The sequence below is a fragment of the Domibacillus robiginosus genome (assembly GCF_000966195.1).
Classification (GTDB): Bacteria; Bacillota; Bacilli; order Bacillales; family Domibacillaceae; genus Domibacillus; species Domibacillus robiginosus.
This window is the reverse complement of sequence record NZ_LAHL01000003.1, coordinates 1-21883: the sequence shown is the minus strand read 5'-3', so window position 1 is coordinate 21883 and position 21883 is coordinate 1. Positions and strand designations below refer to the sequence as shown.

Annotated in this window: 21 protein-coding genes and 2 riboswitches; of the genes, 6 read left to right on the top strand and 15 right to left on the bottom strand. The window is 46.3% G+C overall.

Features of this window, described 5'->3' with window-relative positions; translation table 11 throughout:
• Positions 1-5: 5 nt before the first annotated feature.
• A riboswitch (cyclic di-GMP riboswitch) is annotated at positions 6-89 on the bottom strand.
• A 522-nt stretch (positions 90-611) separates the two neighbouring features.
• Positions 612-1520 carry a GDSL-type esterase/lipase family protein gene (locus tag VP97_RS00930; protein WP_050179739.1) on the bottom strand — a complete coding sequence of 303 codons (909 nt, stop codon included), beginning with the start codon at positions 1518-1520 and terminating at the stop codon, positions 612-614.
• A 141-nt stretch (positions 1521-1661) separates the two neighbouring features.
• On the opposite strand from VP97_RS00930, the gene VP97_RS00925 reads away from it, so the two are divergent.
• The gene (locus VP97_RS00925) at positions 1662-2321 is read left to right on the top strand and encodes an ABC transporter ATP-binding protein (protein ID WP_050179738.1); all 660 of its coding nucleotides are present in this window, start codon (positions 1662-1664) and stop codon (positions 2319-2321) included.
• Entirely contained in the window at positions 2318-3640 is a 1323-nt protein-coding gene (locus tag VP97_RS00920; RefSeq protein WP_050179737.1) for an ABC transporter permease, read from the top strand. The genes VP97_RS00925 and VP97_RS00920 overlap by 4 nt, the downstream gene beginning before the upstream one ends.
• 177 nt (positions 3641-3817) lie before the next feature.
• On the opposite strand, the gene VP97_RS00915 is transcribed toward VP97_RS00920, so the two are convergent.
• On the bottom strand, positions 3818-6172 hold the full coding sequence (locus tag VP97_RS00915; protein ID WP_050179736.1) for a phosphodiester glycosidase family protein: 2355 nt from the start codon (positions 6170-6172) through the stop codon (positions 3818-3820).
• Between the two features lie 206 nt (positions 6173-6378).
• Here VP97_RS00915 and VP97_RS00910 point away from each other — a divergent pair, with 206 nt between their 5' ends.
• Positions 6379-8433, top strand: a complete 2055-nt coding sequence (locus VP97_RS00910) for a methyl-accepting chemotaxis protein (protein WP_050179735.1) — start codon at positions 6379-6381, stop codon at positions 8431-8433.
• A 76-nt stretch (positions 8434-8509) separates the two neighbouring features.
• On the opposite strand, the gene VP97_RS24660 is transcribed toward VP97_RS00910, so the two are convergent.
• The 9 genes from VP97_RS24660 to VP97_RS00870 all read right to left on the bottom strand — a co-directional run bounded on the left by VP97_RS24660 (position 8510) and on the right by VP97_RS00870 (position 16043).
• Entirely contained in the window at positions 8510-8641 is a 132-nt protein-coding gene (locus VP97_RS24660; RefSeq protein ID WP_281175064.1) for a hypothetical protein, read from the bottom strand.
• A 38-nt stretch (positions 8642-8679) separates the two neighbouring features.
• A riboswitch (cyclic di-GMP riboswitch) is annotated at positions 8680-8761 on the bottom strand.
• A gap of 407 nt (positions 8762-9168) precedes the next feature.
• Entirely contained in the window at positions 9169-9555 is a 387-nt protein-coding gene (locus tag VP97_RS00905) for a Rok-like winged helix domain-containing protein (protein WP_050179734.1), read from the bottom strand.
• Positions 9556-9864: 309 nt separating this feature from the next.
• Entirely contained in the window at positions 9865-9981 is a 117-nt protein-coding gene (locus VP97_RS24860; protein ID WP_425388423.1) for a hypothetical protein, read from the bottom strand.
• The gene (locus VP97_RS00900; RefSeq protein ID WP_050179733.1) at positions 9956-10300 is read right to left on the bottom strand and encodes a hypothetical protein; all 345 of its coding nucleotides are present in this window, start codon (positions 10298-10300) and stop codon (positions 9956-9958) included. Before VP97_RS00900 ends, VP97_RS24860 begins: the two co-directional genes overlap by 26 nt.
• Positions 10301-10976: 676 nt before the next feature.
• On the bottom strand, positions 10977-11798 hold the full coding sequence (locus tag VP97_RS00890) for a carbohydrate ABC transporter permease (RefSeq protein WP_050179731.1): 822 nt from the start codon (positions 11796-11798) through the stop codon (positions 10977-10979).
• Between the two features lies 1 nt (position 11799).
• Positions 11800-12795 (bottom strand): carbohydrate ABC transporter permease, encoded by a 996-nt coding sequence (locus VP97_RS00885; protein WP_050179730.1) that lies wholly within the window; start codon positions 12793-12795, stop codon positions 11800-11802.
• The gene (locus VP97_RS00880; protein ID WP_050179729.1) at positions 12749-14059 is read right to left on the bottom strand and encodes an ABC transporter substrate-binding protein; all 1311 of its coding nucleotides are present in this window, start codon (positions 14057-14059) and stop codon (positions 12749-12751) included. The genes VP97_RS00885 and VP97_RS00880 overlap by 47 nt, the downstream gene beginning before the upstream one ends.
• A gap of 34 nt (positions 14060-14093) precedes the next feature.
• Positions 14094-15248, bottom strand: coding sequence for a diphosphate--fructose-6-phosphate 1-phosphotransferase (locus tag VP97_RS00875; RefSeq protein WP_050179728.1), 1155 nt, complete (start codon positions 15246-15248; stop codon positions 14094-14096).
• A 6-nt stretch (positions 15249-15254) separates the two neighbouring features.
• Positions 15255-16043: a DeoR/GlpR family DNA-binding transcription regulator gene (locus tag VP97_RS00870; RefSeq protein WP_050179727.1), complete on the bottom strand. Its 789-nt coding sequence runs from the start codon at positions 16041-16043 to the stop codon at positions 15255-15257.
• 197 nt (positions 16044-16240) lie between these two features.
• On the opposite strand from VP97_RS00870, the gene tkt reads away from it, so the two are divergent.
• Positions 16241-18253: a transketolase gene (tkt, locus tag VP97_RS00865; RefSeq protein ID WP_050179726.1), complete on the top strand. Its 2013-nt coding sequence runs from the start codon at positions 16241-16243 to the stop codon at positions 18251-18253.
• Complete coding sequence (fba, locus tag VP97_RS00860; protein ID WP_050179725.1) at positions 18250-19104, top strand: class II fructose-1,6-bisphosphate aldolase; 855 nt, start codon at positions 18250-18252, stop codon at positions 19102-19104. Before tkt ends, fba begins: the two co-directional genes overlap by 4 nt.
• Positions 19105-19162: 58 nt before the next feature.
• On the opposite strand, the gene VP97_RS00855 is transcribed toward fba, so the two are convergent.
• Entirely contained in the window at positions 19163-19567 is a 405-nt protein-coding gene (locus VP97_RS00855) for a hypothetical protein (protein WP_050179724.1), read from the bottom strand.
• 344 nt (positions 19568-19911) lie between these two features.
• Between VP97_RS00855 and VP97_RS00850 the strand changes: the two genes are divergently transcribed.
• The gene (locus tag VP97_RS00850; RefSeq protein WP_050179723.1) at positions 19912-20394 is read left to right on the top strand and encodes a sigma-70 family RNA polymerase sigma factor; all 483 of its coding nucleotides are present in this window, start codon (positions 19912-19914) and stop codon (positions 20392-20394) included.
• 120 nt (positions 20395-20514) lie between these two features.
• Here the strand turns inward: VP97_RS00850 and VP97_RS00845 are convergent, their stop codons facing one another.
• The 3 genes from VP97_RS00845 to VP97_RS00840 form a co-directional block, all read right to left on the bottom strand.
• Complete coding sequence (locus VP97_RS00845) at positions 20515-20880, bottom strand: hypothetical protein (RefSeq protein WP_050179722.1); 366 nt, start codon at positions 20878-20880, stop codon at positions 20515-20517.
• Positions 20881-21004: 124 nt separating this feature from the next.
• The gene (locus tag VP97_RS23615) at positions 21005-21145 is read right to left on the bottom strand and encodes a hypothetical protein (protein WP_156153373.1); all 141 of its coding nucleotides are present in this window, start codon (positions 21143-21145) and stop codon (positions 21005-21007) included.
• A 48-nt stretch (positions 21146-21193) separates the two neighbouring features.
• The coding region (locus VP97_RS00840) for an SGNH/GDSL hydrolase family protein (protein ID WP_050179721.1) at positions 21194-21883 on the bottom strand (690 nt) is incomplete at its 5' end.

Sequence of the window (21883 nt, the reverse complement as noted above, 5' to 3'; positions counted from 1 at the left end):
TCCTCCCTGGTAGCTGGCTGGCATACCAAAACGGCTTAGCCCCTGTAGCTTTGCGTCTCTGCATTTCCGCAGATTTGCCCTTTCAAATTTATGCAGATCAAACTGCCTGTTTTTATATCGGTAGATTCTCATAAAACTTAAGATCGTTTCTCACCATTCTTTTAAAATATTTATGGAAAAAGAACTATAAAAAAAGAGGCCCCTATCAGGAGCCTCCCAGTGTGTAGACAAAGTCTTTCTCTTTTTAAAAAAAGAGCCGATAAGTGAAGCCTGCGGGATCTCCCGACTCACTGTACTTCCCGCAGGAGTCTTCGTCCGGCCTGCTTCACTAAGTGATGTTGAAGGTCAATCAGCCAGGGACTGGATAGACATTTTTTCTTTTTTAAAAAGAGAAAACACGCCCTTTTTAGCTCTATACACCCTTAGTGCAAGCCACTTGGCGGCGGGGCGGGAGGGCAGCTGAGACCAGTGAAGCCGCCAGGCGAAGTCGGGCTCAGCGCCTGCCCCATGGAAAGCGGAGCTGCCTGGATGCCGCCGATCTATCCCATTCATGTGATGGTGGTTTCAATCATTTGTCTACAGTCTGAGAGGCCCCTACCAGGAGCCTCCTTTTACGGCCTTATTACTCTATTCACAGAATGGTAAATCATTTCTGCGCCTCTTGGGGTTAGATGCGTACCCGAGAAGTCAATCAATCCTGATAACATCAAGCGGGCATCCGTTACACCGCCCGCTACCAGCGTCATGTTCCGATAGTTATCAATCAGGGTTACCTGCTTTTCTCTGGCAATTTTGCGGATGATGGCATTATAGGAATCGTTCCATTGCCGGGCACCGTTGTATGGCCGGTACAAATTCTCATTATACCGTTCATAAAACAGGCCCTGAATCATCGGTGGTGTTGTCATAAGAATGACGCGGATTTTCCGCGCTTTTAGTGTATCAACGAAATAGCGGATGTTTTCCTCAAACTCTTTCTTCGATACACGCGCCCTTGCTTCCGTTGAAATAACCGCATCATTGGTGCCAAACATAATCGTCACGATATCCGGGTTTTTAGCCAGTACATCCCGCTCGAAACGATTATATCCCTTGACCGTTGTATCGCCGCCGATTCCAGCATTGATCACCTGATACGTTTGTCCGAGCTTTGCGGCCCATTTATCAGACTCGGCATATGTAGGATTTTCCAGCCAGTTTGTTCCCTCGGTGTTGCTGTCGCCAAATGTAACGACGACTGTGTCCCGGGCTGTTTTCAGATGACCGGTCGGCACATAGGCACGGCGGTTTTGAAAGCGGATCTCGGACCAGCCGCCCGGCACCTGTCCATACACAGACAGAGTCGTATATTTTTTCAGAGAGCCGATCACGTTTGCATTTGGACTGGCATTATCGCGAACCGTCAGGGAAGGAACAATCACTTTTGCCGGTGTAGGATCAGCCGCTTTTGCCGTATGGCTGAACGCTGCTGCGAATGTAAAGCACACGAGCAAAGCAGCGAGTATATGATATTTCTTCAAAACAAATTCCTCCCGTTGCTTATCGTTATTCTCAAGCAAACTATTATACCATATTCCTAAATTGACATGGATAGGACTGGGAAACTTCCAATGCTTGTGCTAGCATTCTATTCAGAGATGAAAAACCTTGGAGGTCGGGACATGATTCAGCTTCACCGTATAAAAAAAGCTTTTCATACAGGCAGCGGAAAGCAAGATATTTTACGCAGCGTGGATTTGCATGTGAACACGGGTGAATATGTAGCCATTATGGGAAAATCCGGTTCAGGAAAAAGTACACTGCTCAACATATTGGGCGCCCTGGACTCTGCTGATTCAGGCGAATACGTTCTGGCTGGAAAACCTGTTCATAAAATGCGGCAGGCCAAACGGACAGGGCTCCGAAACAACGAAATTGGCTTTGTTTTTCAACAGTTTCAGCTTATCCCAAATCTATCAGTTTATCAAAATGTTTTGCTTCCCCTTACATACGGAAGAAAAAAGCTCGGGAGAAAAAAAGCCCGGGTTATGCAGCTATTAGAGGAAGTCGGACTCGCCGATAAAAGGAAGCAAAAGCCCGCCCGTCTGTCCGGAGGGGAAAAGCAGCGCGCCGCCATTGCCCGGGCGCTCGTGAATGAGCCTTCTATTCTGCTCGCTGATGAACCAACCGGAAGTCTGGACGAAACAACGACGGAAACAATTTTGCAGCTATTTGACCGCGTGCATCAGCAGGGTACGACCATCGTCGTGATTACCCATGATCAAGAAGTGGCGAATCGCGCCCAGCGTGTGATTCATTTGCGGAATGGGGTGCTCGTATGAGAATAGGGAACGCTTTGAAACTCGCCTGCTTCGGTCTCTGGGCAAACAAGTTCCGTGTGCTGTCCGCCATGATGGGCATTGTCATCGGTCTGTTTGCGGTCATCGTCCTGATCTCCATCGCAGTCGGTGTAAAGGACACATTGCTCAAACAGATGGGCAGTCTCGGCGCGGAACAAATTCTCGTCATGCCCGGCCGCGTCCTGGATACCGCTAACGGAGAAAAAGATTTTTTAAGCGGCATTACCAGCGTGCCAAGCACGTTAACGTATGACGATGCGAAGGCCGTAGAAGCGGTGCCGCATGTAAAGACTGTCACTCCACAGCTTGAAACCGTTTCGAAAGCAGCTTACGGAGAACAAAATGTTCAGGCGGTACTGGTTGGCAGCACCCATCAATACAGCCGTGTTCAGCATGCTGCCCTGGCGGAAGGACGTTTTTTTACAGATGAAGAGCAGCAGTCAAAGGAAAAAGTCGTTGTTCTTGGCAGCAACATTCATGACGCTCTGCTCGGAAAAACAGCTCAGCCCCAGCCAGGAAGCACAGGCGCTCCGGCTGCTGAAGAAAGGGCATGGTGGCAGCGCGCGCTTGACTCATTCATGGCCGGTACTGTCGTGTCTGCCCAGGAAACGACGTTAATCGGCCAAAAGCTGACCATCGGCGAACATACATACACAGTCATTGGAGTGCTTGAGCCAAACGCGACACTCGGTTCGAGCACTGACAACAACATCGTCATGCCCATTGAAACAGCGCTTGCCAGCACGGATATGAAGTATTTAAACAAAATGATCGTGGAGGCGGACAGCACCGATGTAATTGATGAGGTGGACGGTGCCGTTTTTTCCGCTATCAAGCAAAATCATAAGGAAATAGACTTCAGTGTCGTAAAGCAGGATCAGATGCTCGGCGCGATTGACAATGTAACGACGATTTTACAGGTGATGCTGCTTGGTATTACGGCCGTTGCACTGTTGATCAGCGGCACGGGTATCATGAATGTGATGGTCATGTCTGTCAGAGAACGTACGCGGGAAATCGGGGTGCGAAAAGCGATCGGCGCGACCACATTTGAAATTATGGCCCAGTTTTTCTTTGAAACACTGCTTCTTTGTTTGATCGGTGGACTGGTCGGCATTGGACTCGGCTATGGATTTATCGAGCTATGGAACCATTACATTGATGCTTTTACGCTGACGCTTCCCCTGTGGGCGGTTAAGCTGGCACTTGGCTCTACAATGGTAATCGGCGGATTATTCGGCATTTATCCAGCTCTAAAAGCGGCGCGAATGAAGCCAAGCCATGCACTGCGATTTGAATAAAAAAGGGCTTATCCGGCTGATAAAACAAGCTGGATAAGCCTTTTTTGAAATATGACCTGCTGCTGGGCCGGTTTATATGAATCTGGGCCGGATTTTGCTTGGACCGGGCCGGAAAAAAGATTTTCCGGCCCAAACGCGTTTCATTCCGGCCCAGAGCAGCCCTAATTCGGCCCAAAACTAGTTTTTCGTCAGCCCCCGATTTAAAAAGATACTGAAATCAGCGCGCTTGATCGGTTCACCCGGCCGGAACGTGCCATCGGGAAATCCTTCGGTAATGCCAGACGCTGCCAGTGCATTTACCGAGCTGTATGAAAACGTGCCGGCATAATTATCCGGGAAATAGTTGCGGTTGGCTTCCGGAAGCTTCAGTGCACGGGCCAGAACTGCAGCCATCTCGGCGCGCGTCAGCTTCGCCTGCGCATCAAACGTACCGTCCGTCCGGCCAAACATAATACCCGCCTCAGTCACAGCAGCAATGCTTCCATAGAAAGCGTACGTTTTTGGCACGTCAGAGAAGTTCGGATTTTTCACGCTGTCTGTTGGCAGCTTCATCGCCCGCTGCAGCATAATCGCTGCCTGCACGCGTGTCAGCGTTTCCTGCGGTCCAAAAGTGCCATTCGGGAAGCCGCTGATTACACCCCGGTCTACAAGTGAAGCAATATCGCCCTCTGCCCGGAAGCTGACGGGCACATCACGGAATAACGCTTCTTGATAAGAAGTGCCATACACAGCTTTTACATCATCCACATACACCCCTGGCTTCGTAGATGAAAGAGCCGACAGCTTCATCCATCCCGCCTGCACCGGTATGCGTACATTCTTCCAGCCGTTCCACGTTACCTGACCAAAGGACGCCTGATGAGCGGTTCCTTTTGCATCGAGGAGCGTGCCGGTCACTTCTGCCCCGTCTGCCTGCCCGTACACACGCATGCTGACAAATGTTGGACTGTCAGTTAAGGCAAGCGGCTGAGCCGGCCGAACCGTGCCATCCACCTGCAGGGAATACTTGCCGTCATAAGCACGGGTGCTGACAGGTGAAATCGACCAGCCTCCTCCTTCAAACGAATCGAGCAGAACCGCTTTGCTTTCCGGCGCTGCTTTGACCGTAATCGGCAGCTTTACCTCGGCTGTTCCTTTTTTGACCGAAACGAAGCCGGTGCCGGATTTAGCCGCTGTAAAGGTCGTTCCAGAAACAGTTCCCAGATCAGATGTGATTGTCACATCTTCTACTTTAACCGGATTGCCGTATTCATCCATAATCGAGCGGATGTTTACTTGAAGTGATTCTCCAATCTCAAGCGGCGCGTTAGACGACAGGCTCGCATCGATCGTCGTTGGTACACCTTTTGGCGCTGTTGTAATCGCCATTAAAAAGGTAGATACCGGCCGCTCCCACGGGTCAGACGGCTTGTTTTGAATCGTGGCGGTAAAATCGCCCGGCTCACGTGCCAGCATCGTTGTAGAACCTCCACCGTCCATATTCAAGGCCCGGTCATAGCCGAGCGACTGAATATAGTCCGCAAAATCGGATAAACTCATGCCGGTGCTGTAGCCCGGCTGGCGTCCGTCTACTGTAATAAACGCCACTTTTTCACCTGTTTTATCAATCGCTACCGCTGTACGAGGTGCTTTTTCCTTTGCTTTCGGACTGTTCGGATTCATCGACTCGGCCAGTACTGATTTTCCATCTCTTACAAGCAGCGGCCCGCTGCCAATCATAAAATCAGCACCCTGCCATTTTTCATCCACATCGACGGACACCGACACGGTATCACCGATTTTCATGCTCTTTAGTGCGTCCGCTTCCTTGCCATGCGCCGACAGCACAAAGCCGTTTTTCGGAATAACCGCGCCATCTGCCTGCCCGTATGGACGGAAGCCGGTGACTTTTCCAGTCAGAGTGCCGCCAAACTGAAGTGACGGGTCGCCTGCTCCGTCTACAATTACTTCATAGCCGTACGGATTGGTCGTTGTGATACCAGAAGAAAAATTCGGCGTATAAATCATCGTCTCATCCGGAGAGCGCTGACCGTTATGGCCGGCCATCGTTCGCGTCGTTCCATTATGCGAGTATGTAAAGGTGGTAGAATAATGGTCGATCTGTCCTTTTCCTTCTTTGTTCATGCCAAAAGCAATCTGCTGACTCACAAACTCGTTTTTACTTGTTTCAACCGTGCCGCCGTTTACCAGGTAGTTGTCGATCGCCACAAAATAAAGCGGCATCGGCTCCCGATTAAAAAACGACCCGTTAATCGCCCCGATCACTTCATGCCCTTCCTCGCTTGCTGCCAGTGCCTGCTTCGACGTCTGCACAAGCTTATTGAGCGGATTTGGCACGCCTGCTTTTACTTTCGTATAGGGGTCTGTCGCATCAATCTCCATGACCCGGACCGACTGGGGTGCCGTTCCTTCCTCCACAATTTCCGTATACGTCACACCATTCGACACATCAAATTCTTCTGTAACGGCTGCCTGTGCCCACGTTGGAAACAGAAGCATCAGTCCAAGCAGCCATATCCTTACCCTTTTCATGGAAACCCTCCCTGCTTTTTGAAACTAGTATAGCACAGCCAGATTGAGAGAATTTAAAAAGTTAAAAAAAGGGACAAATAGAAAAAAAGCATTGCCTTACCAGGAAGATTACACTATTCTTTTAAAGGCAGTTTTTATTTTCAAGAAAAAACAGGTTCTTTTTACCTACAAAAGAATCTAACATATAGAAAGAAGGTCGTTTACGTTTGTCGATTCAACAAAAAATTGTTCGTTTGCTTGTTTCTCTTATCGTTCTTTTAGTTTTGTGTTCAAGCCTGGTCCAATGGATCGAATCGCGCTCCTTAAAAAAACAAATGGAAGCCGCTTCTGCAAATATGGACGAAAACTCACAGAAAAGCGTCGAAAAAGAACTAACGGAACTGACAGCCAATATATCGAGCCATCTTCTGTCTCTGGAAGGACAGGTAGAAAAAACGATGCTCAATGCAGCCTACACACTCCAGCAAATGGACAGCACCCGCTCCTTAACAAGCAGGGACCTGGAGGCCATTGCCAGACAAACCGGCATGACTGACCTTTACCTGGCTGACCGGCAGGGTGTTTTTACGCAGTCCACCGAGGAAGCGTCGATCGGGATAAATTTATTTTCCTTTAACCCCGCCTACCGCTCCGTTCTGGACGGGAAAACACCTGTGATCGCAGAGCCGCTTATTTTAAAGCAGGAAACACTGGAAATCTTCAAGTTTATGATCATCCCGCGTGCGGACGGGCGCGGTGTACTCGAAGCCGCTTTGAACGCTGATGTTTTTGAAGCATCTTTGAAAACCTATATATACGAGGGAAATGGGATAAAAGGGATTTATATGATCAGCCCAGACGGACTGGTGTTAACCCAGAACATGGGGGACGGTGAAGCACCGATCTGGAAAAAAGGCGACACCATTCAAAACGAAAACATTCAAGATGTATTGAAAAGCGGCAAGCCGAAGCTCCACATGGACGAAAGCACAGCCGATATTTTCTATCCGGTCACAAAAAACGGACAGTCTGCTTATGTGCTTTTTGCCCGGATTGATACAGCTCCTTATTTCCTGAATGCTTCTATTTCCGAGAAAACACTCGATGAAGTTGAACAGTCGATGAAGGACAACATTGGCCGATCGATCGTCAGCACGATTATCATTGCGTCCCTATTTTCCGCCCTTTTCATCTGGATGATCAGACGGATGCTACAGCCGCTTCGGGATATGGCCGACCAGTCTGAAAAGATAGCAGCCGGTGACCTGCGGACAGAGGGAACCGTTTTGAACAGCGGAGATGAAATTGGCCGTTTGTCTGCTTCGTTTGGCAAAATGACGGAACAGCTGCGGCATGTGATCACCCAGATTTCCATGCATACCGAGCAGGTGGCGGCTTCTTCCGAGGAACTGACAGCGAACGCAGAAGAAATGAGCAGCGCATCTGAACAGATTTTCTCCACGGTGGCAAATGTGGCCGCTGCTACGGATGAGCAGGTGAAAAGCGTCGAAGGAATGAGCCGGACGGTTGAAGACATGTCAGCCGATGTCGGACAAATTGCAGAGCGTTCTGCAGAACTGCTGAAAAGCGCTGGAGAGTCTCTGGAAAAATCCGAGGAAGGCAGCACCTCCATTCAAACAGCTGTTACCCAGATGAATACCGTTCAGGAAACGGTGTATGAAACAGCTTCGTCAATCGAAAAGCTCGGCGCGCGGTCAGAGGAGATTGGCCAGTTTACAGAGGTAATTACCACCATTGCCCGCCAGACAAATCTGCTGGCCTTGAACGCGGCAATTGAAGCAGCTCGGGCCGGCGAACACGGCAGAGGCTTTGCCATTGTCGCCGAGGAAGTGCGGGCGTTAGCAGAGCAGTCATCCGAGTCGGCTGCCCGGATTAACGGGCTGATTACGGCGACACAGTCTGAAATCGCTCGTTCTGACCAATCTATGAAGCAGGTGCTCACCGAAGTGGCCGCTGGAATCGATTCGGTTCACAGCTCCGGCCGATCGTTTGCAGGTATTCAAGCAGCTGCCCGGGATACTGCCCGACATATCGAAGCGGTATCCGCCGCGGTAAAGCATCTCGAGTCCGGCACCGAGCACGTTCACGACATGATCCGTCTTGTAAAGCGCCATTCTCATGAAACCGCCGATGGCACGCAGCAGGTTTCCGCTTCTACAGAAGATCAGCTGGCCGCGATGCAGGAAATTTCCTCTTCCGCCGCATCTCTTGCTTCTATGGCTGAAGAGCTGCAGGCGCTGACCGGCACATTTAAAGTATAACGAAAAAAAACGCCCTTCCTGACAGGGCGTTTTTTCATTATGAATATGTGTGTCGCTGGCAGTTCATGGCCAGTACCTAGCTGCTGATCTTCTTTCTCGGACGACTTCCCACTTTTATATAGTAGCTTCCTTCATCAAGTGTTTTAAACAGTTTGATGCCTACCCACTTTAGCGGCGTCCAGATCTCCTTCATACTGTACAATGGCATATGACATGCCCTCCTTTATGTGAGTGTACAAGATCATTTTCGGCAACTGGCTGGCATGGATTTCCGTTAGCCCCTATAGTTTTGCGTCATCGCTTTTCAGCGATTTTGCCTTTTCGTGCGTGTTTGATAGTGTCTTTATTATAGAACAAAAACGCTTAAAAAAACAGGGATATTCGTTCGACAAATTCTTACAAACCGCGCTATTATAGGATTTTTACTGTCCTTTCCATAAATACACTTTTACTCTATTTTCATTGAAAATTGGTATATTATACTTATGTTATTAAAAAGTAATTTCATTTCCTTCTTTAAACAAGAAAGCCCTGCATACATAGTGTATACAGGATTTTACTTCAATATTATCGCTTTATTACATCCCTTTAATAATTACAAAAATATACAATCAGAAACGAACAGGTCTAAAATGGAAGAATAAAGAAATGCACAGCGTTAACTTCCTGCTTCTACAGCCGCTGCCTAATGAAAAGGACAAAAAAACCGCCTCTTCAGGCGGCTTGCTTTTTTACTTATTCTATTCCATACCGATAAATGTATAAGCCTCTCCCAAGCCGCTCAACGCGGTCATATTCAGGCTCTAACGCTTTCATAAATGAACTCATATTCGAAATACGCTTGCCAGTTGCCTGCTCAACAAACGCTTGAATCTCCACTGCCCGTGCTGGCTCTTTTCGTTCTTTTAAATACGCGACAGCTACCTCCCGCAGCTCATGTACGTTTTCTTTCGGCCGGCGGACGGGCTGATGCTCCCTGCTCTTACCACTTTCTAAATCCTCCAGCCTTTGTAAAAGAGCTTCCCGTTCTGCCTGTAATTCTTTTAGCATTCGTGATTCCACTTGGTCAATTTGGCTTAATCTTGTTTTAATCGCCTGCTGTTCAGTAAACCTTCCGCTCAAAATGGATTCCTTTCTCTCCTAGGAAATTGTTTTTTATAATTCCATATTATACTATATATAAGCAACTTTTGTTCTATTTAAATTACTAAAAAATAATAAATATCTTTTTATCACTTTATAGCTTTTATATACATATGCTGTGCATGTTTGTGAGAGCTGGATAAGTATAACGAATCTTTAAACAAAACTAGCCCTGTTTCTGATCCAATGATTCCAACTCATCATTGTTAACGGCAACGGGCGTTCATATAGGAAAATTATAAAAGTCCAATCATCCTTTTTGCTTGTGAAGGTAAAGGGATTTGCTCCTTATCGAGGATGTTGACGTTGTTCCGGTTTTTCCTGCGGTAACACTTTATTTTCATACACATACATCCCGCGTCCGAGTTTGCGGACCTCTTTATACTTTGGCATAAGCGCATTCATAAACGCACTTACATTCCCAATACGGTGACCGGTCTGATCCTCTATCTACATACCGCTGCACCGCCAGGCCGCGGACGGGCCGGTTTTCCTGCTTCAAATAGCCGACAATCGTTTCCTGTAAAAAGGTAACCCGTGCTTTTCTGCGCTGAAATGTTACACTGCTTGCTCTAGATTCTGTGTCCAATGTTTCTATTATATTCAGTCTAAGGAACAGCTGCTTCCGCTCCAATTGAAAATGTCGTTTAATGTCCTTCTCAAGCTGCTCAATTTGATTCAGCCGCTTTTTAATCGCTTCTCTCTCCCCGAACGTACTATTCATGGCTGCCTCTGCCTTTCCTTTGAATTAAAAATATACAATCTATATATCTTTAACAGTATACATAGATTGTAGTACTTTTTCACTGTTGAATACATAAAAAAAGTAAATAACTCCATCATTTTAAAGTAACTGTCACAATTACAATCCTTCGCTGCTTGATTTGCTTCATGGATAAGCAAATCGATTCTCTTAAATTACTTTTCTATCATTTATACCCATTATTACACATTTAATCCTTTATAACGAACAAAATATTTAAAAAAATTGATTTTTTTCTTTATATCATTATAAATAGTATTGTTATACCCTCTTCACTCCCAATCTGTTTATTGATTCCAGGAGACAAATTTTGCTTGTTTATTAACATAAAAGCCGGTTTTGTCATTGAAAGACTTATGGTGAAAAAAGACCTACTACTTCCCTATTTTAAGCAAACAGGTTTGCAGTAGAGATGGAGGATGACCTTTTTCTTGTTTCTTTAATACCCCCTCATTTCGACAGCTATTAACGTATTTGTCCGATTCGAGTATGTAAGGAAGCCACTGGCTGGTGCCGCGATCAGGTGTTAATCGTGCAGCTTAACAACGCTAAATTCTACTTACTCTTAAAAAAGAACAGGCAAATAAATAAGAACCGGACGTTCCACAGGAACGTCCGGTTCTTGAAAAACAGTGGTTCACTTTACACTTCCTGCTGTAAGCCCCTGAAGGAAATACTTTTGTACAAAAAGGAACACGACGATCAGTGGTGCACTGGCCATAAACGACAGCGCCATTAGCGCATTCCATTCGGTTGTAAATTCACCAATTAACATTCCGATCCCAATCGTAAGCGGCCGGACACTAACCGAATTTGTCAGTACAATCGCAAATAAAAATTCGTTCCAGGCGAGAATGAATGTGTAAACTCCGGTTGCAATTAATCCTGGCAGGCTCGGGGGCAAAATAATGTGGAAGAACGTCCGAAATGGACCACATCCATCGATTTTAGCTGCTTCGTCCAATTCATACGGGATCGTTGTAATAAAATCACGCATCATCATAATCGAAAACGGCAGCGCAAACGATGTGTAAGCCAGAATAAGCGCAAAGTAACTGTTATAAAGACCAACACGGGTGATAAATAAAAAGTATGGGATGACCAGAAGAACCATCGGAAACATTTGTGTAATCAAAATGTATGTAATGGCTGTTCTTTTCCCTTTAAACTTAAATCTTGAAAATCCATACCCGGCCAGTGCGGCAAACAAAAGACACACGAAGGTAACAGACAGGGCAATCACGTAACTGTTGATAAACAGCCTCATAAGCTCGGCATTTTGAAATACCTTCTCGAATGCTTCCAGCGTCCAGTTTTGCGGGAGGATGGACAGAGGCATCGAAAATACCTCTGTGTTTGCTCTAAATGACACACTGATCATCCAGAAAATCGGAAGAAGCGCAATGCTCCCCAGCACAAGTAAAGCAGCATACGTTGTATATTGCGGCCTGCCTGTCATGTTACGCCCTCTCCTTTCGAATCGTTGCCCGAATATAAAATGACGAAATCACAACCATAATGATCAGCATGAAAATGGCTGTGGCAGACGCGTAACCAAAGTCAAGCGTTCTAAACGCATAATGGTATACATAAGTAGACAGGATCTCGGTAGAATTTACAGGCCCTCCGCCTGTCATAAGAAAAACAAGGTCAAAGGAACGGAAATTCCAGATAAACTCTAAAACGGCTACTGTTAAAATGATATTTTTAATTTGAGGAATGGTAATGTAGATCAGCTTTTGAAAAAAGCCTGCACCGTCAATGTCGGCTGCTTCGTACAAATCGTGAGAGATGGTTTGCAGACTCGCTAAAATCATGAGCATCATAAACGGGAATCCACGCCATACATTGGCGATAATAACGGCAAAAAGAGCCGTCGTTTCGTTACTCAGCCACGCTGTTTGAGAAATGGTTTCCAGCCCAATGCCTTTCAGTAAGTAGTTGATGAGGCCAAATGGGTTGAACATGAGCATAAAAATAGCGGCGACAACTGTTGAAGATGTAAGCCATGGAAACATTAAAAGAGCCCGGAATACGCCTCTGAACTTTGAATTAATGGGCTGATTCAACAAAAGAGCAAACGTCATGCCAACCGTCAAGCCTAGCAAAACACTCGTGAATGTGAAGATAGCGGTATTTTTCACAGCATTCCAAAACAGCGGATCTACAATAAAATGACTGTAATTCGCTAAACCGGCAAAAACCGGATTGGCCTTGTCGGTATAATCGTAAAAGCTCATTTGAATCACCTGAAAAAGCGGGTAGCCTGTTAACAGAATTAAGAGTGTCATAGCCGGCATAATAAAGGAGACTTTTACAAAGAATTGCTGTAAATTCTTTGCTTTCGTACCCGCTGGCTCTTCCTTGTTTTTAAGGAAGGGGAGGCTCTTTGTGAGCCCCCGAACACCATCACTGCTCAGCTTTTTCAAACGCTGCATTCCAATAGGTCGCTGCATCGTCCAAAGCCTCCTTCGCTGTCTTTTTATCTGTTAAATAATTTTGCACTTCAATCGTAAACTGCTTTCTTAAATCATTTGCCTGCGGCAGGAAGTTGTCGATAACTTCTACCCGATCTGCCGTTTCTGCTTGATCAATGAACACCTTCAAATAAGGATCTTCCTGGAAATAAGAATCCTTCATTGTTTGTTTGTTATACGGGAAGAAGTTTGTCGCTTTATCCCACAACAGCTGTCCTTCTGCACTGCCCATAAACTCAATAAACTTCCAGGCGGCTTCTTTGTTTTTCCCTTTGGAAGCCAGAGTCAGAACTGACCCCTGCGCAATCGTGCCGGTTTGTTTATCTGCCGGAAGAGGCACGACGCCAAATTCCAAATCAGGGTTCAAGCCTTCTTGAATTTTGACTCCCCACGGTCCTTCAAACATAAATGCGACATTTCCTGCTGAGAAGTTGGCCCGTTTTTCTTTTTCGCCTGCACTCAATTCTCCAGGCGTCGTGACTTTATGTTCTTTTACTAATGATTTGTAAAACTCGAGTGCTTTTACGCCTTCTGGTGTGTTAAAAGCAGCGCGGTTGTTTTCGATGATCTTGCCTCCTGCTTGAAGAATAAACGGGAAGACCTCGTAAGAAATAACCGTCGGCGGCTCGGCAGCCAGGTTGCCTGTCAGTGCATATTGGTTTTTGCTCGTATCGGTTAACTTAATCGAAGCCGCTAAAAATTCATCCCATGTTGTAGGCGGCTCTACACCTGCTTCTTCAAGCAGCTTTTTATTATAAAACAGGGCAATATTGCCGTTCGTAATCGGAATGCCATAACGCTTGCCTTTCCACGGCTGAGTCATCGGCCCTTCAATCGCAGCCTGATAATCCTCTGGAAGATCTTCAATATACTGATCAATCGGATCGATAATGCCTGCATCCGCAAATTCTGTTACCCAGGCGCCTGAAGCAGTAATGACATCTGGCGGCATACCGGCCAGGTCAAGCGATAAAAGTTTATCATGCTCTTGTGCAAAAGGAATGTCTTCAATGATGAGTTCAATATCTGGATGTTTTTTTTCAAAGGCGGCTTTTACTTCGTTGATTTTGTCAGGACCCTGTTCATTGACCCAGTGCTGCATCCAGCGTACTTGTGTTTTACCATCTTCACTTTTGGATGCTTCTTCTGGTTCAGAACCGGCTGTATTAGATGTTGAAGGGGGGGAGCATGCAGTCAGGAATAAAGAAACAATAAAGAGCATTGAAAACCATTTTTTCTTCAAAAGGTTCATCTCCCTCAATTTAAAATAATGTGCATTATATAGTAAGCGGTTTCATTATTTCAAAATCGATTAAAGGACGTAAATACTGCTGAAAGGCCGGGGTAGCCATTTGAGTCCCGTCGTCCCAATACGCAGAAGGCAGTTTTCTTTCTCTTCCGGCAATATCGTCTAGTGGCCTGTCTTCTACTTTACATAAGTAAGGCTCATTCTGCAGCCGCTTTAAGCACATCATCACACCGGACAAACCGCTCATGGCGGCTTCCACAGCACGTTCCCCGAGAAGCTTTGCTTCCTCCAAGTCCGTTCGGGATGCGAGGCTGAAAGCACTTCTATACAGGGAGCCAGGATTGGTTAGTCTTGTTTTGTAACCGAGCTTCTCGACAATTTCACTTGACAGCGTATAGCTGATGCCGCCATTGAAGCCTTTTCTTGTTTTATTCGCGGAAGAAGCCGACCGGATTTCACCCACTTGAAAGTGATCGGGAACAATGACCATTAATTTTTTATATTTACGGTAATACAATTCGATCTCCTGCAGAAACTGATCGAGCGTTCGCTTTTTTTCCGGAAGATAAATCAGCTGTGGAAACTGCTCCGGCTTTTGCTTGCCGAAAGCACTCGCAGCAGCGAGCCAGCCAGAATTCCCGCCCATCACTTCAATCAGCTCAATTTGATCATATGTGCCCAGCGAATCCATATCCGCCCCAATCCATTGAATAGACTGTATTAAAAAGGCGGCGGCGCTCGCGTAGCCCGGTGTATGGTCTGTGCCAAACAAATCATTATCAATGGTCTTTGGGATATGCACAAACCTGATATCTTTCTGGAGCAGCTTTGCATAATGATGCAGGACATTTACCGTTCTGGATGAGCCATTGCCGCCTATATAGCAGAAAATCCCAATGCTTAGCTCCTCCATTTTACTGATCATCCGGTCTAAATCTCCTTCAGCCAGTTCATATCTTGAACCACCTAAAATCGCTCCCGGCTGGCAGGATGCCTGTTTTAACGTGCTCAGCTTTTCATCCAGCAGTACAAGACGCCCATTCAAAAGACCTTCTACACCATTTAAAGAACCGTACACATGTTGAATATCCGGATGTGCGATACCAGCCGCAACGGCACCATACAATGATTGATTGATAACCGATGTCGGTCCGCCTGATTGTGCGATCAGCATATTTGTCATACGTCATCACCCCCTTTCAGCAATGATTACATTCACCTTTTGCTTTAGCTGTTCAAGAATAGAAGAATCTATCTTGTCATCCGTAATAATAGTATGACGAGATTCCAAGTCTAGAACTTGAAAAGAAGCAATGGTATCCAATTTCGAAGAATCCGCCAGCCAGTAGACTTCCCTTGCAGAATGAGCAAGCATTCTTTTCACCTCGACTTCTAGTAAATCGTGGCACGTAAATCCTTTTTCCAGTGAAACGCCGGATACCCCGATGAATACCTTGTCCGCATATAGTTCACTTAAGCTGTCTTTCAGTACAGAACTAACAATGGTCGTTGTACGCGAGCGAAAAATGCCGCCCATCAGCACTTTTGTGATGTTTTCCTTTTCCTCCAGGGCTTCGGCAATATTAACCGCTGTTAAAAAAGCGGTTATTTTCTTTTGTGAATCAAGGTACTGGGCAAGATGAAAGGTGGTAGACCCCGCATCTATGATAACGCTTTCATAATCCTGGATAAGCGAAGAGGCTTTTCGGGCAATTTGCTGCTTTTCCTCTTTGTTTTTTTCGTACTGCTGCTGAAAGCGATCATTTAATCCTTTTGTAGAGTACTCTGGCAGATCTGCTTTCCACTCCGCCCCTCCTCTAATTCGAATAATGTTTTTAAATTGCTTTTCCAAAAATTCTACATCGCGCCGGGCCGTAACGCTGGAAATACCGAGCTCCTTTGCCAGCTGAGAAATGCTGACTGTTTTTTTATCCTTAATCATTTCAATCATAAGATTATGTCTTTGCTTTGTAATCATAGCAGAATCACCCACTGTTTAATTTTCAGAATATTGATTCATTTTTTGCTTTTTTTTATTATAGTTGATCATTTGTTGTTTGTAAATTTATTTTTTTGATCAAAAATTTATTGATTTCGAAAAAAAATGAGCATATGATGATAAAAAGAGTGAATTGTCAGAATTTATCACTCTCTTATTACAGAGGAGGTTCTTTCATGTCTTCGATTGAAAACTTGTCTGTTACAACGCTTCGCATGCTATCGATTGATGCCGTAGAAACGGCAAACTCGGGCCATCCCGGTATGCCCATGGGCGCTGCCCCAATGGCTTACACACTGTGGAGCAGGTTTTTAACGCAAAGCAGCCGGCACCCCAGGTGGTGGAACCGTGATCGTTTTGTTCTTTCCGCCGGCCATGGATCAGCCCTTTTGTACAGTTTGCTTCACGTAAGCGGCTACGATCTGACGATGGATGACTTAAAAAATTTCCGGAAATGGGGAAGCAAAACGCCCGGACACCCTGAATACGGCCACACAGAAGGGGTTGAAGCCACAACCGGGCCGCTTGGACAAGGCTTTGCGATGGCAGTTGGCATGGCCATTGCTGAACGCTACTTGTCTGCTGCCTTTAACCGGCCAAGCTGTGACATCATTGACCACCGCACATATGTAATTTGTGGAGACGGCGATTTGATGGAAGGAGTCAGCCAGGAAGCAGCTTCCCTTGCCGGACACTTGAAACTGAGTAAGCTAACCGTTCTTTTTGACTCTAACCACGTCTGTTTAGACGGCCCCACCTCCTTAACCTTCACCGAAGACACACAGAAAAAGTTCGAAGCTTACGGCTGGAATGTTCTTTCGGTTGCAGACGGCAATAACCTCCAGGAAATCGAACAAGCCATCGGACAATCTCATCACAGCGACCGCCCAACTCTCATCATTGTTAACACCATTATCGGCTACGGCAGCCCTGCAAAAGCAGGACGCTCAGACGCCCACGGCTCACCGCTTGGGAAAAAAGAGACGGAACGTGTAAGAGAAGCTTACAGCTGGCCGCACCCTCCTTTTTACGTGCCAGAGGAAGTAAAGCAGCACTTTCAAGCTATTACTTCTTCCAACGAGCAGCAATATATGGAGTGGGAAGATAAATGGAAGCGTTATCAATTTGAATTTCCTGATCTTGCTGCCCGGTTAATAAAAGCGATGAAAGAGCCTTCTCTTCAAGCAGAAGAGAAAAACATTCCTTTATACAAAGAGGGACAGCTTCTCGCAACAAGACAAGCATCTGAAGACATATTGAATGCCTATGCTTTAAACACGAATCTCTTAATAGGCGGCGCAGCCGATCTTGCTTCTTCCAACAAAACCAATCTGCATCAAAAGAGTATATTCAGCGTCGAAAATCCGGGAGGCGCTAATCTTTATTACGGCGTAAGAGAGTTTGCGATGGCAGCCATCATGAACGGCATTTCCCTGCATGGAGGACTCCGGCCATTTGGCGGCACTTTTCTTGCTTTCTCTGATTACATACGGCCGGCGATTCGCCTGTCTGCCCTTATGAAACAGCCGGTCGTATATGTATTTACCCATGACAGTATCGCCTACGGAGAAGATGGCCCAACACATCAGCCGATCGAACACATTCCGTCGCTGCGTCTTATTCCAGACTTGATCGTTATGCGGCCAGCAGATGCGAGAGAAACTGCAGCTGCTTATCAGTTTGCTTTTCAGCAAACCGCCCTGCCTATTGCGATGATTTTAACCCGGCAGGATGTTCCGGTCCTGCCATATTCATCGGCAGACCCTGAAACCATTGCGAGAGGTGCTTATACGTATTACCAGTCACCCCTATTGGATGATGCTGTATTGTTTATCGCCACTGGCTCCGAGGTTCATTTAGCGGACCAAGTCCGCTCCAAACTGGAAGAGCAGGGCATGAACGTGATCATCGTCAGCATGCCGTCCAAAGAGCTGTTCGAGCAGCAGTCTAAGGAATACCAGCAGGGTGTTCTCCCGCCTTCGATCCGAAAACGAGTCGTCATTGAAATGGCACACCCGTGCGGCTGGGAAAAGTATGCCGGGGAACACGGACTCATTATCGGCATAGACCGGTTTGGCGCCTCCGCACCCGGAGAAAAAATGATGGAGCAGTTTGGATTCACACCGGAAGCCATCACGGCAAAAATCATGGATTACGTGGGGAAAAACATTTTGGGGGCGGTTCAATGAGCTTAGTACCGATTACAGATATGCTACATGATGCGAAGAAAAACCGCTATGCCGTCGGACATTTTAATATGATCAATATGGAATTTGCCCAGGCCATTTGCGAAGCAGCCAGTGAAGAAAGAGCTCCGGTCATTTTAGGCGTCGGCGAAGCAACCATTCAATATATGGGCATCGATTATGTCGTCAGTATTGCCGAGTGCGCCGCAAAAAGAAGCCGTGTCCCGGTTGCCCTTCACCTCGATCACGGAAGTTCTTTTCCCGTGATCGCTCAATGCATCCGTGCAGGCTTTTCATCCGTTATGATTGATGGCTCCCATCATCCGCTTGAACAAAACGTAGCGCTCACCCAAAAAGTCGTCGAGCTGGCCCACGCAGCCGGCGTCTCTGTAGAGGGAGAGCTTGGCAGCATTGCCGGAACAGAAGAGGACGTTACCGTCGAGGAAAAAGATGCCCAGCTTCCAACCGTAGAAGAAGCCGTTTCATTTTGGGAACAAACGAAGGTAGATGTACTCGCTGTTGCGGTCGGTACCGCTCATGGCCTGTATCAAGCAGAACCGAATGTCCGCTGTGATCGCATTGCGGACATTTCTTCTAGAATCAATGCCCCGCTCGTGCTTCACGGCGGGTCCGGGGTGAAAGAAGAGGTTATCCAGCAGGCCATCTCAGCCGGCGCTGCCAAAATCAACGTCAATACCGAAAACCAGGTCGCTTTTGCAGAAAGCACCCGGAGCGTGTTAAACCAAAAGCCGGTCATTGCAGATGCACGTGATTTCCTTCGTGAAGGCAGAGCGGCCATTAAAGAAACTGTTCGTGCAAAAATTCGGCTGTTTGGATCGAATAACCGGGTGTAAACTGCCATCCCTCAACAAAGCTGTCCCGAAAGCTGGCCTGTCCAGCTTTAGGGACCATTCAATTACGAAAATTAACCTTGTTTAAAGGCAAGTTTTTTAAAGATAATACCGAATTTTCAAGCTGGCCTTCTAAAATCTCCCGGAACACCGTCAGTCCAATATCTTTTACAGGCCTGCTTTCATATTTTGAAACATGATCCTGGTAGGTTCTCGCATTGCCCGAGTAAGAACATTCTCCGCCGTCTATATGCTTAAAATAAAACGGGCGTCCTTCCACTTCCGTCAAATTCATATTAACGGGACTGCTGCAGCACAGGCAGGTAAAAGCACTTTTTTCCGAAAAAACACGATACCGGTCATTGAACCATTTCTTCACATCATGACAATTTTTAAACAGCGGCTCTACTTCTCTTCGCTTTTTTTCAATATGAAAAATATCCCCATGCAAATATGCTTCTTCCAAACCCGTTTTCCTCCTTTACAGCATCACCGTACCCCAAAAACAGATGCCATCATGATCAATATGAGAACCCTTACTGACTTTTTTTGTTTACTTATCAAAGACTTTCTACCTGCGTTATTCTTCTCCATCCATTTTTTACAATAATTTTACATTAGTTTCATAATCCTGCTCAGCCCTGTTCCAAAAGGGTTAAATGTAAATCTCGTCTTTTTCCCATTTCCTGAATGCGATACCTATGCATTACGTCAATTTGACTAGCTGTTAACACATTTCGACAATTGTTATATGCTTAAAGCAACCCGGGAATAAACCCGCTGGCGCGCTGGCCAGATTGGATGTTTATCATGCAATTTGAACAGTTAGCCAAGCAGTACACGCCGATGATTCACCGCATCCTACAGAAGCTGCACATTTACAAGAACAAAGATGAATTTGTTCAAGTGGGAATGATTGCCCTTTGGGAAGCATGCGAACGGTTCGATGAGGCAAAAGGAGCGTTCCCTCCTTTCGCTTATTCGTACATTCAAGGGCGGATAAAAAGCACATTAACGAAAGACGCAAAAACGAGTGACAAAATGGTTCTGACGGGAGAGCCCGTTTTATATGAAGGAATTGATCCTGCTCCGACACCTGATACAGTGGCAGCCGTGCATCTATGCGGCGACCTCCTAACCGGTCGGGCAAAAGACTGGTACAACTTATCCGTGATCGAAGGGCTTACCAATCCTGACATCGCCCGAAAGCTCGGCGTAACGCCCGCTGCTGTACGCAAATGGCAGCTCTCTGCACAGGCTGTACTAAAAGCCCGGTTTGCGGAGGAGCAGTAAGCTTTAGCTCTATCGCCACGATGCCCATAAAAAAAGAGGCGGCTCCCTCTAGAGAGTCCGCCTCCCCTTTATACAAACCGTCACACGTCTAACCAAAAAACAGGGCTATGTATTGGTTCATTACGTTATTCGGTGATTCCAATTCGGGTGGTCTGGATTCCAGTCAGGGCCTACCCACGTAAAGTGGATATCCTGTCGCTGCCGCCGCAGCGTTACGCGTCCTTCTTTCATCAGCCAGCACAGGCCGACTTCAATATTGTTCTGGCCCCAGTACGATCGGGTCATGTAAAGCTGCTTGTTGTAGGAATTCAAGTAGTCTGGATATTTTTCCATCAGCTCCCGCAAATCCTGCATATCAACATGATAGGCCTGCTCTCCGTGAAACCCAAGCTCATACGGCACAATCGCTTTCTTATTCCCAAAAGCAATCTTCCCCTTCGTATACGAAACGCCCACAAACCGACTCACGCGAATCTCCTGATCCACCAAATCCCTCCTTGAAATAACGTACACAGGTAAAATTCGACAAATTCATCTTATATCCTTCTTTTCACTCAATAAAAATACATAAAAACCCTTTATTGTTAAATATAATGAAATTTATTTTTGTTTATACCCCTTCATAAAGGATACGATCATGACCCTGTGTGGAAATGAAGCGGCTGCCATAACAAAAAGAAGAAGCCGTATTAACGGATACAGCTTTGTTCACTGCATCCGCCAATACGGCTCGTTTACATGAGTTAGTCACCAACTAGCTGCTTTACAGAAAGAAAGCAACGCTTATTGAATATTCCGTTTATTTTTTTGATAGGTACTCGACCAGCTCTTCCGCCCAGATGGCATGTCCGTCATCGATCAAGTCAGTTCCCTTCGTCAGCAAGCTTGATAGCTGTATGTTTTCCTGAGCGAGACGCGCCTCCATTTCATCATGGATATTCACATATGCCCACCCCTTCTCCTTCGCCAGTCCGGTAAGCGACTCGATATAATCATTGTATGTATAGTCTATGTAGTTTTCCGTGTTTTCCTCTGATACAATCGATACCGGATTCGAGGACGTAACGATAATTTTTGCTTCAGGCACGTTTTTCTGAAGAGAATGAACAATCGCGTCAATCTTCTGCTTTGTTTCATCCAGCGGCACGTGCTGATCATAATTGTGAAAAAGACCCGTTTCCACAATCACAAGATCCGGCTTGTCAGCCAGGACGCTTTTAATCTTTACTTCTTTCACCAGCCGGGTGGTAGAGTATGTGGGAAATCCGTGTGCCACGACTTGTACCTTTTGAAAATCCTTCCCCAGGGCATGAAGCTGTGCTTCAAGATGCCCTCCCCATGCATATTTCGGCTCACTTGCGCCCACTCCAGCAGTGGCACTGCTGCCAAAAAGCGAGATGGTTACCTCGTCCTCAGTTAAAGACTTGTAGCGAAGGTAATCTACAAGCGGTTGCTCAGGATTGGCTGCCTGTAAACGATAAACTAGACT